The organism is Mesorhizobium sp. B2-6-2 (genome assembly GCF_006440615.1).
GTDB lineage: Bacteria > Pseudomonadota > Alphaproteobacteria > Rhizobiales > Rhizobiaceae > Mesorhizobium.
In genome coordinates, this window is the sequence record NZ_VFUG01000016.1 from 73,520 (window position 1) to 89,570 (window position 16,051).

Here is a 16,051-nt window from a genome sequence, read left to right on the forward strand (position 1 = left end):
GCGAACGCGCCGGAGCGGTCAATGCGGCGCCCCAAACCACGGCCGATTTGCTTTCGTCAAGCAATATCAGCGGCTTGGCGGGATTTGCGTTGGCCGTTCGGCAAAGCTATTGTCCGCCGCATTCGAAGGAGAAGCACGATGCGCGAGAAAATCGCCGAATCCATGAAGAGCGCGATGAAGGCGCAGGACAAGCACCGCCTGCCGACACTGCGGCTGATCCAGGCCGCCATCCACGATCGCGACATAGCCAATCGCGGCGCCGGAAAGCCGCCGGCGAGCGAGGAGGAGATCCTGCAGATCCTCGCCAAGATGGTGAAGCAGCGCGAGGAATCCGCCAAGGCCTTCGAGGACGGCAAGCGGCCGGAGCTGGCGGCGCAGGAGCGCGGCGAGATGGAGATCATCCGCGAGTTCCTGCCGACGCAGCTCGACGACGCGGCGATCCAGGCTGCGGCGCGCGAGGCGATCGCGGCGACGGGCGCCGCCAGCCAGAAGGACATGGGCAAGGTGATCGGCGCGCTGAAGCAGAAATATGCCGGCCAGATGGACTTCGCCAAGGCGAGCGCCATCATTAAGGGGTTGCTGCAATAGACGACGGTCTCAGTCCTTGCAGATCGGCACCGGCTGCGGCGGTGGCGCCGGATGATCCTTCTTGTACTGGGCGATGATCGGCTCCAGCACCTTCTTCGGCCAGAATTTGGGAGTGCCGATCTCCTTCAGGCAGGAGGCGTTCCAATAGGTGCCCGCGTTTGAGAGCGCCTGGCCGGCGGCCTTGGCCCGGGCGACAGCGGCGATGTCGCGCGATTCCGGATAGATGTAGAGCGTCGTCGGGTTGTTCTTCACGAGGGGGATGATCTGCTCGGCGTCGGCGGGCGACCAACTGGTGCAGCCATTGCTGCGGCCGCCGGCATAGTTCACCAGCTTGCCGAACGGAACGAGGCCGTCATGGTCGGCATAGGAGCTTTGCGGGCTCTTGCGCATGCACAGGCCCTTCAAGATCGCCGCCGGATGGCCGCCGATCACGCGCTGCCTGGCGTTCGCCGCTTCGCCTTCGCCGTCGAACTGGATGAAGCTGCGCATGAACACCGCGTTCTGCGCGCCGACACGATAGTAGCCCTTGAAGGACGTCTTGGTCTCTGCCGTCATATAGGCGCCGCCGGCCGTCAGCGCCGAGTCCATGGCATTGCCGAAATTCTTCGCGCAGCGCCTGCCGTTGGAGAAATCGGCAACGCCTTTCAGGTTGCGGCCGCCGCCATGGCCCGAGGAAACCGCGCGGAAGAGCTGCTTGCTTTCACAAATGATGTAGTAGCGCTGGCCAGGCACGCTGTTGCCCAAATCCCCGGGACGCGTGGCATCCATGGCGAAGTAGCAGGGGTTGCTGACCGAACCTTCGTTTACCTTCTTCTGGTAGAGCGCGCGCGCCCGCTCCAGCACGACCTGAGAGATCTGGCCTTCGCCGTCGCCGACATGGCGCTGCAGCCAGTCGGGAACGGTCAACGGCCGCAAAGCCGCGAATGAGCTGACCGATGCCGTCAGGGCGGCCAGGATCGCGACAAGGCAGAAGATGGCCGCGCCCCGCGGAACAGATCTCAACCGCACCGTCTTGCCCCTCCCGTCGAAATGTCTCGTACCCGTGAATCAGCATGGACGATTATAGAAGGTCTCGCACGCATCGGCGAAACACTTCTAGTTTAGCGACGCCTTTTGGAGGTCGGATTTTCGGCCCGCTTCGATTGAGCTATGATCTGATTCCGGCGTGCCCACGCCTCCTCCCTCCATCGGGAAGCATTGTCCATGCAGGGCAGTTTATCACCGAACCAACTGTTCGAGCGCCAGGCATAAGGAGGGGTTGTCAAGACTGCTCGCGGCAGGAGGTTTTTCGATGCGGTTTTCCGCACCCGTCTATCATCTGAAACGCCAGGCGAGGCTTCTGTCCCGCAGCGAAAATGTGCCCCTCCACCAGGCGCTCGATCGCGTTGCCGCCAAGCAAGGCTTCGGCAGTTGGAGCCTGCTTGCGGCCAAGGCCGCCGAGGCTGCGCCAGCCGGCGCCTTGTTGGCGCGGCTGATCCCCGGCGACATGGTCCTGGTGGCGGCGCGGCCGGGGCAGGGCAAGACGCTGATGAGCCTCGAACTTGCCGTAGCCGCCATGAAGCAAGGCAGTCGCGCCGTATTCTTCACCCTGGACTACATGCATGCCGATATCCTCGACCGGTTCCGTGACATCGGCGTCGACCCAGCCGATTTCAACCGCCTGTTCGAGTTCGACAATTCCGACGCCATCAGCGCCGCCTACATCATCGAGGCGTTGCGGGCGGCGCCGCGCGGCACGCTGGCGGTCATCGACTATCTGCAACTGCTCGACCAGAAGCGGGAGAATCCGGAACTCATGGTCCAGATCCGCGCCTTGAAATCGTTTGCCCGGGAACGGGGACTGGTGCTCATCTTCATCTCGCAGGTCGACAGGTCATATGATTCCGCCCGGAAAGCATTCCCGGATATCGGCGATATCCGGCTGCCGAACCCGCTCGACCTGTCGTTGTTCGACAAAGCCTGTTTCCTGAACAAGGGCGAAATCCGGTTTCAGGCGACTTGAGAGCGATCCGTATCGCTTCTATGCCGGTCTCGACAGGGAAGCCAAGAATGATCGAAATCGTCAAACCCGCGCTCGAACATTTGCCGTCCTACAAGGCGGCGCTCGAGCGCGGGTGGTCGCCCGACAATGTGCGGCTCCGCGAAGCGACGCGCGAGCAGCTCGAGGCGATCGAGAAAGATCCCGTTGAATTTCTCGCCGGCCTTGACGACCCCGAAGCGAAGGGGCCGCCCATCGTTTTGCCCGACGGCACCGAGGTCGCGCGGCTGCCTGGATTCCGGCGCTGGATCTGGGACGGCGAGGCCGCCGGCTCGATCGGCTTTCGCTGGCAGAAGGGCACGTCGGAGCTGCCCTCGCATGTGCTTGGCCATATCGGCTATGCGGTGATGCCGTGGAAGCGCAACCGCGGCTATGCCACCGAAGCGCTGCGGCTGATGCTGGACGAGGCGAGGGCGGTCGGGCTCGATCATGTCGAGATCACCAGTGATCTCGACAATCCTGCATCGCACAAGGTCGTGCTTGCCAATGGCGGCAGGCTGGTCGGGCGGTTTGCCAAAATTGCAGCCTATGGCGGCGCAGAGAGCCTGAGGTTCCGGATCGATCTTCAAAGCGCGTCGCGCTGAAACGGATTCAGGCGACGCGCTTTAAATCTTTGTTTCGATGCATGTCGTTGTCCCAGAACCGCTGCACACTTCTGGGCGACATGCATTGAATTATTCCGCGGCCGCCGGCAGCGGCGGCGTCGCGCGGCTGCGCCATTCCCAGGTCTGCGAGGCAAAAGCCACCACGACCGCCACCAGCATGGCGAGCACGCCGGCCAGCGGCAGACTGCGATAGCCCAGGCCGGCATTGAGCATCGCCGCGCCCAGCGAGGCAGCCAGCGCGATGCCGACATTGAAGCCGGACGGGATCAGCGAGGAGGCGAGGTTGGAGGCATCGGCCGTCCAGGCGAGGATGCGCGTCTGGATCGGCGCGCCGATGGCGAAATTGAGACCGCCCCAGATGACGATTGCCGCGACCATCGGCAACGGATAGGGGCTGACGAGGTAGATGACGCCAAGCGTCACCGCCTGCAGGGCAAGCATGACGACCAGCGACGGCATCAGCTTCCAGTCGGCCAGCTTGCCGCCTACCAGGACGCCGATCGTGGCGCCGACGCCGTTGAGCAAAAGCACAAAGGGGATCAGGCCCTCGTCGAGGCCCGTGACCTCGAGCAGCATCGGCGTGATGTAGGTGAACAGCGCAAACTGGCCGATCATCAGCATCAGCATCAGGATCAGCGAGGTCCAGACCTGCTGGCGGCCGAGCACGCGAACTTCGCGCGCCAACCCGGCTGGCCGGTTGGCGGCGCCTGCCGCGCGCGGCAGCAGCGCCAGCATGGCGACGATCGCGACGAGGCCCAGCGCGCCCATCACCCAGAAGGTCGCGCGCCAGCCCCACAGGCTGCCGATTGCGGTGCCGGCGGGCACGCCGATGATGTTGGAAACCGTCAGCCCCGAGAGAATGACCGCGACCGCCCGGCCGCGCTGGTCCTCGCGCACCAGGCTGACCGCAACCACCATGGCGACACCGAAATAGCAGCCATGCGCCACGGCAGTCGCGACCCGCAGCAGAAGCATCGAGGCAAAATCGGGCGCCAGCGCGCAAGCCGCCTGGCCAAGGGTGAAAGCGATCGTGAGCCCAATCAGCAGCGTCTTGCGCGAGATCTTGCCGGTGGCCAAAGCCAGCAGCGGGCCGCCGATCGCAATGCCGCAGGCATAGCCGGAGACGAGATAGCCGGCGGTGGGCACCGAAACGCCGAGGCCCTGCGCCACCTCCGGCAGCACGCCGGCGATGACGAATTCGGTGGTGCCGAAGGCGAAGGCGGCAAGGAAAAGGGCAATCAGCGGCGGCATGGTTCAAAACATAGGCGAGGAATGTACGTCTCAAACCATGCCTGCGCGGGCACGGCAATGCAGAAATTGGCGACGGCGCTTTAGCTTTTCTTGACGGGACGGATCAAAGCCGGCCTGTCGCTTGCTGCTACGCTGCCTTTTTGCGCCCGTAAGGGATCTTCAGCCAGGCCCGTTCGTGCAGGTAGTAAAGCAGCGACTTGGTGACCACTTCGGTGAGCCCGATCGTGGCGGCGAGCTTGATGCTGCCGGTGACCACCAGGGAGATGATCATTGTGTCGATCGTGCCGGTGACGCGCCAGGAAAGCGCCTTGGCGAAGCTGCGCGAATGCGTGTCCATCGACGGATCGTCCTCCCAACAGGTCCACAGGCGTTCCTTAGCCGACGGAAGCGAGGATGAGCAAAGACTTATTTTTCGGAAGGTCCCGATCGCCTCAGCTGGCCTTCAGCCGCGAACCGCCGAGCAGGCCGCGCTCCTCGAGCACCGGATAGGCGATCGAGGCGAGCAGCGAGTTGATCTGCTTCAGGTCGCGGATAGTATCGAGGTGGATGGAGCTCGTCTCGACGCTCTTGGCGGTGCCTTCGCGCAGGCGCTCAAAATGGCTGGCGCTGGTTTCCTTCTCGCGTTCGCGCAAGAGATCCTTTTCCAGCACCAGCTGCCGCGCGGTTTCCGGATCGCGCGAGACCAGCACGTTGAAGGCAAGACGCGCATTGGCGAGCACCGAGGAATGGAAGGCGCAGAGCTCCTGCCAGCCTTCAGGCGTGAATTCCAGGCCGCGCTCCAGCTTCTTCCTGACATGCACCAGCATGTTGCGCACGATGATGTCGCCGACCTGCTCCAGCTTGACGCAGGCGCCGATCAGCTCCTGGCACCGCAACGCCTCATCCTCGGTCAGCGGGTTCCTGGTGATCTTGGCGAGATAGAGTTTTATCGCCGCGTGCTTCCTGTCGACGCGGTCGTCGAGCGCGGCCAGCGCCTTGATCTTGTCGGTGTCGGCGCTCTCGTAAAGCTCGATGATGCGCTTCAACATGATCTCGACCGTCTCGCAGACCCGCACCACCTCGCGCGTCGCATTGGCCAGCGCCTGGCTCGGCGTGTCCAACGCGCTTTCATTGAGTGCCGACAGTTCGACGACATCCAGCGTGGCGGCCGGCTCCGGCACGGCTCCGAGCGCAACGATCTTCTCCGAGACACGGTAGACGAGGCCCGCGAGCGGCAGGCCGGCCAGCAGGATGATCACATTGAACAGGATGTGGGCATTAACGATCTGGTCCGGAACAGTGGCGCCGAGGAAGCCGATGGGCGGCTTCAGCGTCATGAACAGGATCAGCATCACCAGCGAGCCCACGCCGCGCATCAAAAGGTTCCCGATCGGTACGACGCGGACGCCCGGATCGGCGTTGCGGGTAAGCAGGGGCGCGATGATCGAGGAGCCGAGATTGACGCCGAGCACCAGCACGATGCCGAGCTCGGGAGGGATAAAGCCGCGCCCGGCCAGCGTCACCAGGAGCAGCACGGCGGCGATCGAGGAATGGAACAGCCAGGTAACCAGCGCGGCGAGCAGGTAAGCGGTGACATAGTCGCCGGAGAAATAATTGACGATCAGCGGCATCAACTGACTGTTGCGCAGCGGTTCCGACGCCTGACCGATCATCTCCAGCGACAGGATCAGCAGGCCGACGCCGATCAGGATACGGCCCATCTGCCGCCAATCGCGCCGCTCGGTGGCCATGAACATGATCGTGCCCGCGATCAGGCAGAGCGGCACCAAAAGCGTCAGGTCGAAGGTGAGCAGCTTGGCCACCAGCGCCGAACCGATCTCGGCGCCGCGCACTGCCAATTGCCCGGCGGCGCCCGAAACGATGCCGGCGCCGGCGAAGGAGCCGACCAGCAGCGTCACCGCGGTCGAGCTCTGCAATGCGATCGCCAGCCCGCAGCCGGCCAGCACCGCCATGACCGGATTGCGCATGGTGGCGCGCAGCCGGTGGCGCAGCACGTCGCCATAGGCGCGCTCGACGCCCGTCTTCACCATGCGGGTGGCGAACAGCATCAGCGCCACCGCGCCGGCAAGGTGCAGGAGGACGACGGAGCCGCTCACAGCCAAACTCGCGAGGTGGCATCAGGGGTGCGGAGAGGGGTACGAATCTTAGTCATTTCAACCGGTCGAAATATACCAGATAAAATTAGCCGAATAATAGATTTTTCTGATGCGATGATCGTCTCGGCTCGACGGCGCATGTCGGAAATGACTGCAGGAAGCATTGGTTGCATGCGCCTGGCGGCAGCGCTTCGCCTCATATCGCCCAACGCTCGGCCGCGTGATCCGAAGCGTTGTTGAGGTGGCCGGTGCAAGCCTCGGAAAACATTACAGAATTGTAATTCTGGCGTTCAGTTTCGGTTCATCCATTGGCGGCTATTCCCCTGCCTATCGACAACAAGGAATACCGACCATGAAACGCCTCATACTTTGCGCCGTCACCGCCTCGATGCTGGCCGCCACGGCCTTCTCCGGCCAGACCGCGCCGCTCGCCCAGCCGAGCACGCCGCAGTCGAGCTACACCCAGGTCGACTGGCAGAAGCCCGGCAGGCATCTCGACAAGCGGGTCATCGTCAAGAAGAAGGTGGTAAGGCGCAGCCATTGGCGCAACGGCCAAAGATATTCCAACTGGAACCGTCACCAGCCAGTCCGTGACTGGAACCGCCACGGCCTGCGCCGCCCTGGTCCCGGCCAGGAATGGATCCGCGTCGGCAACGACTATGTGCTGGTCAGCATCGTCTCCGGCATCGTCTTCGGCGCGATCGCGGTGCGGTAGTCCCCGACAATCGCGAAATTCGGAAGGCGGCCACCCGGCCGCCTTCTTTTCGTCTGTGAAAAGCGGGTACGATGGGCCGGACGGAGTCGCCGTGCCCGGGCGGCTTGATTATATGGAGGGCAAACGAGTTCCCCGATGCGCTTTCCGCCCGCCTTCCTCGACGAGATACGCGACCGCGTGCCGATTTCGCAGGTCATCGGCACGCGCGTCGCATGGGACAGGAAAAAGACCAACGCGTCGCGCGGCGACTACTGGGCCTGCTGTCCCTTCCACGGCGAGAAGAGCCCGTCCTTCCATTGCGAGGACAAGAAGGGCCGCTATCACTGTTTCGGCTGCTCGGTTTCGGGCGACCATTTCAAGTTTCTCACCGAGCTAGACGGCATGAGCTTCCCTGAAGCCGTCGAGAAGATCGCCGAGATGGCCGGCGTGCCGATGCCGGTGCGCGACGAACAGGAAGAGCGGCGCGAGAAGGAACGCGCCAGCCTGACCGACGTCATGGAAATGGCGACCGCCTTCTTCCAGGAGCGGCTGCAAAGCGCCGACGGCGCCAAAGCCCGCGCGTATCTGCGCGACCGCGGGCTGACGCCGGCGACGCAGCAATCCTTCCGTCTGGGCTATGCGCCCGACAGCCGCAACGCACTCAAGGAACATCTTGCCGGCAAGGGCGTGCCGAAGGCCGATATCGAGGCCTGCGGCCTGGTGCGGCACGGCGACGACATCCCGGTCTCCTACGACTGGTTCCGCGACCGCATCATGTTTCCAATCCCGGATTCGCGCGGCAAGATCATCGCCTTCGGCGGGCGCGCGCTGGCGCCCGACGCGCTCGCCAAATACATGAATTCGCCGGAGACGGAGCTCTTCCACAAGGGCAACGTGCTCTACAATTTCGCGCGCGCGCGCAAAGCGTTGGCCAAAGGCGGCACGGTGATCGCCGTCGAAGGCTATATGGACGTGATCGCGCTAGCGCAGGCCGGCTTCGAGAATGCCGTGGCGCCGCTCGGCACCGCGCTCACCGAAAACCAGCTGGAACTTTTGTGGCGCATGGCGCCCGAGCCGGTGCTTTGCTTCGATGGCGACCAGGCCGGGCTGAAGGCGGCATGGCGGGCGGCCGATCTCGCGCTCCCGTCGGCGCAGACCGACCGCCGGGCGCGCTTTGCGTTGCTGCCGGAAGGCAAGGATCCGGACGATCTGGTCAAGGCCGAAGGGCCGGACGCGTTCCGCGCCGTGCTTGCCGATGCGCGGCCGCTGGACGAACTGTTATGGATGCGCGAGACGGCGGGCGGTGTCTTCGACACGCCGGAGCGGCGAGCAGAGTTGCGGAAAAGGCTACGGGAGTTGACCAGCCGCATCCGCGACGAGAGCGTGCGTTATTACTATCAGCAGACAATGGACGAGCGGGAGCGGAACTTCTTCGGCTCGCAGCGGAATCTTCGGCAAGGCCGTCAGGATTGGAAGCCGGGGCAGGGCAAGACGCCCGTGCCCGGTGGGCAGTTCGCGAAAGGTGGGGCGGCCGGCGGGCGCGCCGCGATCACAGAGAGCCTTGGTCGCTCGGCGCTGGTCAAGCGGGCCGGCGAGGGGATGTCGGTGCGCGAGGCGACGATTATCGTGGCGCTGGTCAACCACCCGGCGCTGATCGACGAGAATTTCGCCCATGTCGAATTCCTCGACCTTGCCAATTCGGATTTGCGCAAGCTGCACGCGGCCATTCTCGACGCCATGGCGCATGAAGCGGCCGACGAGCGCGGCGCGGTCATCGCCACCATCGAGCGCGCCGGCTGCGGCGGCATCTGGGAGCGGGCTGTCGAGTTGATCAAGCGCGCGCGGCAATGGCCGGCGTTGGAAACGGCGGCGCTTGACGATGCCCGCGACGCCTTCAACCAGGCGCTCCACTTGCAGCGTAGCGCCCGCACATTACATAGAGAGCTGAAACAGGCGCAGGCGGCGCTCGATGCAGACCCTTCGGAAGAAAACTTCCGGCATCTCGTCGAGATTCAAGCGCAATTCAACGATGTGCAGGCAACGGAAGCGCTGATCGAAGGATTCGGCGTCTCGTCGGGCAGGGTTGGCCGCGTTTAGGCCAAACACCACCCATTGGAAGTGAAGTGGAAATGCGCGGCGCGTCGAATCGACGCCTCTAAGTCGGGTAATTGATTCGCTTTTTTCATGCGAATCATGCCAGAGGCGCTTGACCTTCTGGCAGATTGGCGGAATCAGGACGATTCGAAACGTTAACCGTGCCACGGCATCGACGGGAATTCGAGCGATGTGAGGCACCGGTGGCGACTGGACAGGCAAAGTGCCCGCTCCAGATATCAGGGTTAATCTGGACTTAATGCATGTCGCCCAAAAGTGGAAACCGGTTTGGGACAGAGACATGCACAAAACAAAAGAGATGACACGGTTGCTGGGCCGGTGAAAAGCGTTCCGGCGCGAGCGCGTCCAGTATAACCGGTACGGCAGTTTATGCGGCCTCGATATTCGGCCGCTTGGAGACGACAAAGAATGGCGACAAAGGAAAAGGAAGAGGTCGAGACCGAACGCGAAGGCGCCACCGATGGCCCCCTGCTCGACCTTTCCGACGATGCTGTCAAGAAGATGATCAAGGCCGCGAAGAAACGCGGCTATGTCACGCTCGACGAGCTCAACGCGGTGCTGCCCTCGGAAGAGACGGATCCGGACCGCATCGAAGATATCAATGCGATGCTCAGTGACATGGGCATCAACGTCGTCGAGGACGACGAGGTGGGCGAGGAGGCGGAAGCCGAGCCGGCCGCCGACGCCGAGGAAGACGCCAACGAGCTCGCCGAGCAGACCGGCACCGCCGTCGCCGCCACGACCACCAAGAAAGAGCCGACCGATCGCACCGACGACCCGGTGCGCATGTATCTGCGCGAGATGGGCTCGGTCGAGCTTCTGTCGCGCGAGGGCGAAATTGCGATCGCCAAGCGCATCGAGGCCGGCCGCGAAACGATGATCGCGGGGCTGTGCGAAAGCCCGCTGACGTTCCAGGCCATCATCATCTGGCGCGACGAGCTCAACGAATCGAAGATCCTGCTACGCGAGATCATCGACCTCGAGGCGACCTATGCCGGCCCCGAAGCCAAGCAGGCGCCCGTCGTCGAACGCATCGAGGAAGCGCCCAAGCCCGAGGAGAAGCCGCGCGGCCGTTCGGCGGCACGCGAGGAAGAAGACGACATCACCAATGTCGGCGGCGACACGCGCGGGCTGGAGGAAGAGGAAGACGACGAGGACGAGGCGAGTCTGTCGCTGGCCGCGATGGAAGCGGAACTGCGCCCGCAAGTGATGGAGACGCTCGACGTCATCGCCGATACCTACAAGAAGCTGCGCAAGCTGCAGGACCAGCAGGTCGAGAACCGCCTGGCCGCGGCCGGCACGCTGTCGCCCAGCCAGGACCGCCGCCTGAAGGAGCTGAAGGACCAGCTGATCAAGGCGGTGAAGTCGCTGTCGCTCAACGCCGCGCGCATCGAGGCGCTGGTCGAGCAGCTCTACGACATCAACAAGCGCCTGGTGCAGAACGAGGGCAAGCTTTTGCGCCTCGCCGAAAGCTATGGCGTGCGCCGCGAGGAGTTCCTGCGGGAGTATCAGGGCTCGGAGCTCGATCCGAACTGGACGCGCTCGATCGCCAACCTGACCTCGCGCGGCTGGAAGGAGTTCACCAAGAACGAGAAGGATGCGATCAAGGAGCTGCGCGCCGAGATCCAGAACCTTGCCACCGAAACGGCGATCTCGATCCTGGAATTCCGCAAGATCGTCAACCAGGTGCAGAAGGGCGAGCGCGAGGCCGCGATCGCCAAGAAGGAAATGGTCGAGGCGAATCTTCGCCTGGTCATCTCCATCGCCAAGAAATACACCAACCGCGGCCTGCAGTTCCTGGATCTCATCCAGGAAGGCAATATCGGCCTGATGAAGGCGGTCGACAAGTTCGAATACCGTCGCGGCTACAAGTTCTCGACCTACGCCACCTGGTGGATCCGGCAGGCCATCACCCGCTCGATCGCCGACCAGGCGCGCACCATCCGCATTCCGGTGCACATGATCGAGACGATCAACAAGATCGTGCGCACCTCGCGCCAGATGCTGCACGAGATCGGTCGCGAGCCGACGCCGGAGGAACTGGCGGAAAAGCTCGCCATGCCGCTGGAAAAAGTGCGCAAGGTGCTGAAGATCGCCAAGGAGCCGATCTCGCTCGAAACGCCTGTCGGCGACGAGGAGGATTCGCATCTCGGCGACTTCATCGAGGACAAGATGGCGATCCTGCCGATCGACGCGGCGATCCAGGCCAACCTGCGCGAGACGACGACGCGCGTGCTTGCCTCGCTGACGCCGCGCGAGGAACGTGTGCTCAGAATGCGTTTCGGCATCGGCATGAACACCGATCATACGCTGGAGGAAGTCGGCCAGCAGTTCTCGGTAACGCGCGAGCGCATCCGCCAGATCGAGGCCAAGGCGCTGCGCAAGCTCAAGCATCCGAGCAGGTCGCGCAAGCTCAGAAGCTTCCTCGACAGCTGAAGCAGTCTGCTTTCCGGAGTTCGGCATGGGGGCGACCTACGGAAACATCAGCATAGAGGGGCCAACGCGTGAGGCGTTGGCCAACTGGCTGAGATTGAAGAAAATCGATGCCTTCGTCACCGCGCCGGATGAGAGCGGTTGGATCACATTTTCGGACCAATATACGGACGGGCTCGATCCTGGCTGGATCGAACCTTTGCTCCAGAGCCTTACGCGTGACCTGGCCTGTGTCGGCATCGCGATCACCGTCTACGACGAAGAACAATTGCGCCTCTGGGCGGCGAAGGATGGTGTTCTGCAGTCTCGCTACAATTCTTGCCCAGGCATGGAGATGAGCGACCCTGACGATGAGGATATGCGTCCTCGGCTCGAAGATGCCGCCGCGTTGCTGGCCACGATCGGCAAATCCACCGCGCCCGACAGTCTGCTTCAGATATTGGGGATGGATGGAGCCAAAGAGTACGTAGCTCCGCTCGACCTCCACGAAGAACTCGCGACGTATCTGCGACTTCCGGAGAATTCCGTTGGCCTCGGCCACAGATACATTCTGAAGGATAAGATTGACCTGCTCGAAGAGGGGCTGATCAGGACCGTCGACAGCTAGCGTTGTCGTTTGGGCAGCTGAGCCGAGCGCTGGGCAAGAATCGAAAGGGCGCTTCGGCCCCCTTTTTCATTGCCGGTTTCGCTTGCAACCCTTGTCTGGAACGGTTGCCGGGAGGATAGTCGAAACGTCGAATGCATTTCCGGACAGTTGGCCGGATGCCCTGGCCATCTGGCTCCGATGGGAGGTGTGCCATGACGACGTACATCGTGCTTATCAACTGGACTGAGCTCGGCGCCAAGAATGTGCGGGAATCGCCGAAACGGCTCGATGCGGCCAAGAAGCTGCTGGGGGAAATGGGCGGTTCGTTCAAGGCATTCTACCTGACCATGGGCGAATGCGACATGGTCGCCATCGTCGAAGCGCCGGACGATGCGGTGCTCGCCCGCTTCGCGCTGATGTTGTCGTCGGGCGGTAATGTCAAAACGCGGACGATGAAGGCGTTTCCGGAATTCGCCTATCGCGAGATCATCAGCTCGCTCGGGTAAAGCGGCTGACGGGCGCAGCGCGGCTGTTGCGAAGCCGCGCCGCATTCCCGATAGTTGAGCCATGCCCGAGCCGTTGCTGACAGTCTGGTACAACACACGCTGTCCGGTGTGCGACGCCGGCATCAACCGGCAGAAGCGGCAGCTGGTCGAGGCGGTCAAGGTTGGCCGCATCGAATTCCGCGACATCAATTTCGAACCCGAGGCGCTCACCGCCTTCGGCGTCTCGCTGGAGGATATCCGCCGGCGCCTGCATGCGACCGACGCCGGCGGGCGGCTGCTGGTCGGCGCCGACGTGGCGATTGCGGTCTGGCGGATCACGCCGGGCGAGGGATGGCTGGCGAGCTTGTTCGGCAACGCCATCGCGCTGCCGTTGACGCGCTTTGCCTATGACCGTTTCGCGGACGTGCTCTACGCCTGGAACCGACGCAAGGGCCGTTGGTAAAGCGGTCTGGCCCAGCCGTATGAGGACGTATGCGCGATCTTGGCATGGCGTAAGATACATCTTAAGATATATCTTGACTCAACAAGCGCCGCGTCTTACTTACGATGTATCGTAAGATATATCTCAAGGAGCAATCGATGCACAGACACAACCACTTCGGCGAGCGCATGTTCATGCATATGGCCGGCAAATTTGGTGGCAGAGGGGGCGGCGGCTTCGGCCCGTTCGGCCATGGCGGCAGGGGCGGCGGACGCGGCGGCCCGGGCGACATGTTCCGCGCCGGGCGCATGTTGGCCGACGGCGATCTCAAGCTGATCACGCTGTCGCTTCTGGCCGATGCGCCGCGCCACGGCTACGACATCATCAAGGCTCTGGAAGAGCGCACCAGTGGCATCTACAGCCCGAGCCCGGGCGTGGTCTATCCGACGCTGACCTTCCTGGAGGAGGCGGGCTATGCGGTATCCTCGAGCGAAGGCAACAAGAAGGTGTTTTCGATCACCGAGGCAGGCAAGGCGCATCTGGACGAGAACCGCGAGATGATCGACAGCGTGCTCGATCATCTCGAGCGTTTCGGCCGCAAGATGGCCGCGGCGCGCGAATGGTTCGGCTGGGGCGACGACAAGGACGAGGGGCGTCGCGGCCGTTCGGAAACGCGCGACCGGTTCCGCGCGCTGCGACACCGGCTGCGCGCCGCGCTCGGCGACATCGCCGACGCGCCGGAAGACAAGCAGGCCGAGGCGATCAGCATCCTGGAAGACGCTGCCGAGGCGATCGAGGCCTTGGCTCGTCGCTAAGACATTCTCAAGGAAACCGAAAAGCCCGGATCGCTCCGGGCTTTTGTATTCAGTCAGCAATCGGCAAGGGCAGGGGATTATTCCTTGCCGACATATTCGCTGATCAGCTTCTCGTTGCGCGCCTTCTCGATCTTGGCGGTGGTCTCGGCCGCGATCCGCTCGTCGGTGCGGTATTTGACCAGGTTCACCAGGCTGCCGGTAAGCAGCAGCACGCCCATCGCCCAGTAGCCCTTGGTCGAGAGGTCGACCGGCGCCAGCCACAGCGACAGGCCGAGCATGAAATAGGCAGCGCCCACCGAGATGGTGTTGAACAGGATGTAGGTCTGATTGCCATTCATCGTCGTATTCCTTGGATTTGATCTGTCACGGGAAATCGCGGGTTCAGTTCGGGGATTTGAGGCGCGCCAGAACATCCTCAGCACGCACCTTGGTGGCCGGTCCATGGCCTGCTTCGGCGAGACGTTCGCGGATCGCCTCGTGGCGCAATTCGCCGTCGATCTCGTCGAGGATGCCGGCCTCCTCGAACGGGTCGGAGCTGTCCTTGATGCGGGCCAGCAATTCCTCCGCTTCGTTAATGCTTGCGGTGTGGCCGATCGAGCGGTTGAGGCGCGACTGCGCCTTGCGTTCGGCATCGATCGCCCTGGCGGAGATCATGCCCTGGTTGAGATCGATGATGCGGCGATGCGCCTGTTCCACGGACAGACGCATCCGCAAGGTCTTGTCGCCGAGGCTCTTGACCGTGGCGCGGCGGACCTCGCGCTCGTTCTCGAGTTCGGCGATTGCGGAAGCGCCACCTTCGGCAAGCGCCTGGTTGTTAGCGGAAAGCGCGCTCAGCGTGCGGGTTTCCAGATCGGCGATGCGGCGGTCGAGCTGGTCGAGGCTGGTCTGCTCGGCGCGCTGGCGCACGATCAGCGAGGCGAGCGTCTGCTTGGCGGCGGCAAGGCCCGCCTCCGCGTCGCGGATGCGCTGGGCCAGAAGGTCGATCGCAAAACGATCCTTCAGATTGTCCTCGGCCCGTGCGCTGGCGCCGTCCAGCAATGTCTTGATCAGGCTAAGCATGGTCATCTTCTCCCTGTTTTCGTGAACGCTGTTCACAAGCTCAACATAGCAGGAAATGAACATTGTTCAAGGGCTATTTTGAACGCTGTTCATGAAGCGCCGCACATGGTAAACGCAGGCAACGGAATGAATCACGGGCTGGGCTTGCCGACTTCGGACATAAGGACAGGAAAGAAGCATGGCGCTGGACAAGGAAGAGATGAGCGAGAAGGTGCTCGCCATTGCCGAGGCGCTGCTCAACGAGGGCGGCGCCGACAATCTGAAGGCGCGCACGATCGCCGAGCAGGCCGGCATCTCGGTCGGATCCGTCTATAACCTCTTTGCCGATCTCGACGAGGTGCACCGCGCCGTCAACATGCGGCTGCTCGACCGGCTCGGCGCGACAGGCATCGCGGCGATGGCCGATCTCGAAAGGCAAGGGGTGACCGATGTGCGGCATCGCATCCTGGCGATGGCCGCCGCCTATGTGCGCTTCGTCGAGGCGCATCCCGGCAGCTGGCCGGCGGTGCTTGCCTTCAACCGCCGCCGCGCGACGCGGCCGGGCCCCGATGCCTATGACGCGCTGCTCGACGCGCTCTTCGACATCGTCGCCGGCGTGCTCAAGGCCGGCGATTTCGGCCTCGACGACGACCGTCGCGCGCTTGCGGCGCGGACCTTGTGGTCAAGCGTGCACGGCATCGTCACCAGCGGCTATGTGGCGAATTCGAACAGTAGGCAGGCCGAGGAGATCTGGCGTCAGGTCGAGCTTCTGGTCGGCGTTTTCGTCAAGGGGCTGGAACACGGCGGCGCATTCGCGCATGCTGACACAAAGCCTGAATGAACAGGCGGCGCCGTAATCACGTGC

17 protein-coding genes are annotated in these 16,051 nt (G+C 63.2%); 11 read left to right on the forward strand and 6 right to left on the reverse strand.

The annotated features are described in order from the left end of the window. Positions 1-138: 138 nt before the first annotated feature. Positions 139-588 (forward strand): GatB/YqeY domain-containing protein, encoded by a 450-nt coding sequence (locus FJ419_RS24395; RefSeq protein WP_135885705.1) that lies wholly within the window; start codon positions 139-141, stop codon positions 586-588. Positions 589-597: 9 nt separating this feature from the next. Here the strand turns inward: FJ419_RS24395 and FJ419_RS24400 are convergent, their stop codons facing one another. Next, positions 598-1,596 (reverse strand): hypothetical protein, encoded by a 999-nt coding sequence (locus tag FJ419_RS24400; protein WP_140699127.1) that lies wholly within the window; start codon positions 1,594-1,596, stop codon positions 598-600. Between the two features lie 283 nt (positions 1,597-1,879). Here FJ419_RS24400 and FJ419_RS24405 point away from each other — a divergent pair, with 283 nt between their 5' ends. Both FJ419_RS24405 and FJ419_RS24410 read left to right on the forward strand, forming a co-directional pair. Continuing rightward, positions 1,880-2,590, forward strand: coding sequence for a DNA helicase (locus FJ419_RS24405; protein ID WP_140629998.1), 711 nt, complete (start codon positions 1,880-1,882; stop codon positions 2,588-2,590). A 47-nt stretch (positions 2,591-2,637) separates the two neighbouring features. Continuing rightward, positions 2,638-3,210, forward strand: a complete 573-nt coding sequence (locus tag FJ419_RS24410) for a GNAT family N-acetyltransferase (RefSeq protein WP_140699131.1) — start codon at positions 2,638-2,640, stop codon at positions 3,208-3,210. Between the two features lie 90 nt (positions 3,211-3,300). On the opposite strand, the gene FJ419_RS24415 is transcribed toward FJ419_RS24410, so the two are convergent. The 3 genes from FJ419_RS24415 to FJ419_RS24425 all read right to left on the reverse strand — a co-directional run bounded on the left by FJ419_RS24415 (position 3,301) and on the right by FJ419_RS24425 (position 6,578). Then, complete coding sequence (locus tag FJ419_RS24415; protein WP_140699135.1) at positions 3,301-4,482, reverse strand: MFS transporter; 1,182 nt, start codon at positions 4,480-4,482, stop codon at positions 3,301-3,303. Positions 4,483-4,609: 127 nt separating this feature from the next. After that, positions 4,610-4,819: a DUF2061 domain-containing protein gene (locus FJ419_RS24420; RefSeq protein WP_140541439.1), complete on the reverse strand. Its 210-nt coding sequence runs from the start codon at positions 4,817-4,819 to the stop codon at positions 4,610-4,612. A 94-nt stretch (positions 4,820-4,913) separates the two neighbouring features. After that, a complete protein-coding gene (locus FJ419_RS24425; RefSeq protein WP_140699138.1) occupies positions 4,914-6,578 on the reverse strand; it encodes a Na/Pi cotransporter family protein in 1,665 nt (554 codons plus the stop codon). Between the two features lie 352 nt (positions 6,579-6,930). On the opposite strand from FJ419_RS24425, the gene FJ419_RS24430 reads away from it, so the two are divergent. The 7 genes from FJ419_RS24430 to FJ419_RS24460 all read left to right on the forward strand — a co-directional run bounded on the left by FJ419_RS24430 (position 6,931) and on the right by FJ419_RS24460 (position 14,148). Further along, complete coding sequence (locus FJ419_RS24430) at positions 6,931-7,293, forward strand: RcnB family protein (protein ID WP_140699141.1); 363 nt, start codon at positions 6,931-6,933, stop codon at positions 7,291-7,293. 135 nt (positions 7,294-7,428) lie between these two features. Then, on the forward strand, positions 7,429-9,369 hold the full coding sequence (gene dnaG / locus FJ419_RS24435; protein WP_140699144.1) for a DNA primase: 1,941 nt from the start codon (positions 7,429-7,431) through the stop codon (positions 9,367-9,369). A gap of 426 nt (positions 9,370-9,795) precedes the next feature. Then, a complete protein-coding gene (gene rpoD, locus FJ419_RS24440; RefSeq protein ID WP_095766628.1) occupies positions 9,796-11,823 on the forward strand; it encodes an RNA polymerase sigma factor RpoD in 2,028 nt (675 codons plus the stop codon). Between the two features lie 25 nt (positions 11,824-11,848). Further along, on the forward strand, positions 11,849-12,427 hold the full coding sequence (locus FJ419_RS24445; protein ID WP_140699147.1) for a hypothetical protein: 579 nt from the start codon (positions 11,849-11,851) through the stop codon (positions 12,425-12,427). 191 nt (positions 12,428-12,618) lie between these two features. Further along, complete coding sequence (locus tag FJ419_RS24450; protein WP_095766734.1) at positions 12,619-12,912, forward strand: GYD domain-containing protein; 294 nt, start codon at positions 12,619-12,621, stop codon at positions 12,910-12,912. Between the two features lie 61 nt (positions 12,913-12,973). Next, positions 12,974-13,354 (forward strand): DCC1-like thiol-disulfide oxidoreductase family protein, encoded by a 381-nt coding sequence (locus tag FJ419_RS24455; protein WP_181170796.1) that lies wholly within the window; start codon positions 12,974-12,976, stop codon positions 13,352-13,354. 137 nt (positions 13,355-13,491) lie between these two features. Beyond that, positions 13,492-14,148: a PadR family transcriptional regulator gene (locus FJ419_RS24460; RefSeq protein ID WP_140699150.1), complete on the forward strand. Its 657-nt coding sequence runs from the start codon at positions 13,492-13,494 to the stop codon at positions 14,146-14,148. A 77-nt stretch (positions 14,149-14,225) separates the two neighbouring features. Here FJ419_RS24460 and FJ419_RS24465 read toward each other — a convergent pair whose 3' ends face one another. Together FJ419_RS24465 and FJ419_RS24470 are read right to left on the reverse strand one after the other, a co-directional pair. Then, positions 14,226-14,486, reverse strand: coding sequence for a YiaA/YiaB family inner membrane protein (locus FJ419_RS24465; RefSeq protein WP_095766630.1), 261 nt, complete (start codon positions 14,484-14,486; stop codon positions 14,226-14,228). A gap of 43 nt (positions 14,487-14,529) precedes the next feature. Then, entirely contained in the window at positions 14,530-15,213 is a 684-nt protein-coding gene (locus FJ419_RS24470) for a PspA/IM30 family protein (RefSeq protein WP_246679337.1), read from the reverse strand. A gap of 172 nt (positions 15,214-15,385) precedes the next feature. Between FJ419_RS24470 and FJ419_RS24475 the strand changes: the two genes are divergently transcribed. Continuing rightward, on the forward strand, positions 15,386-16,027 hold the full coding sequence (locus FJ419_RS24475) for a TetR/AcrR family transcriptional regulator (protein WP_140699157.1): 642 nt from the start codon (positions 15,386-15,388) through the stop codon (positions 16,025-16,027). Positions 16,028-16,051 lie beyond the last annotated feature (24 nt).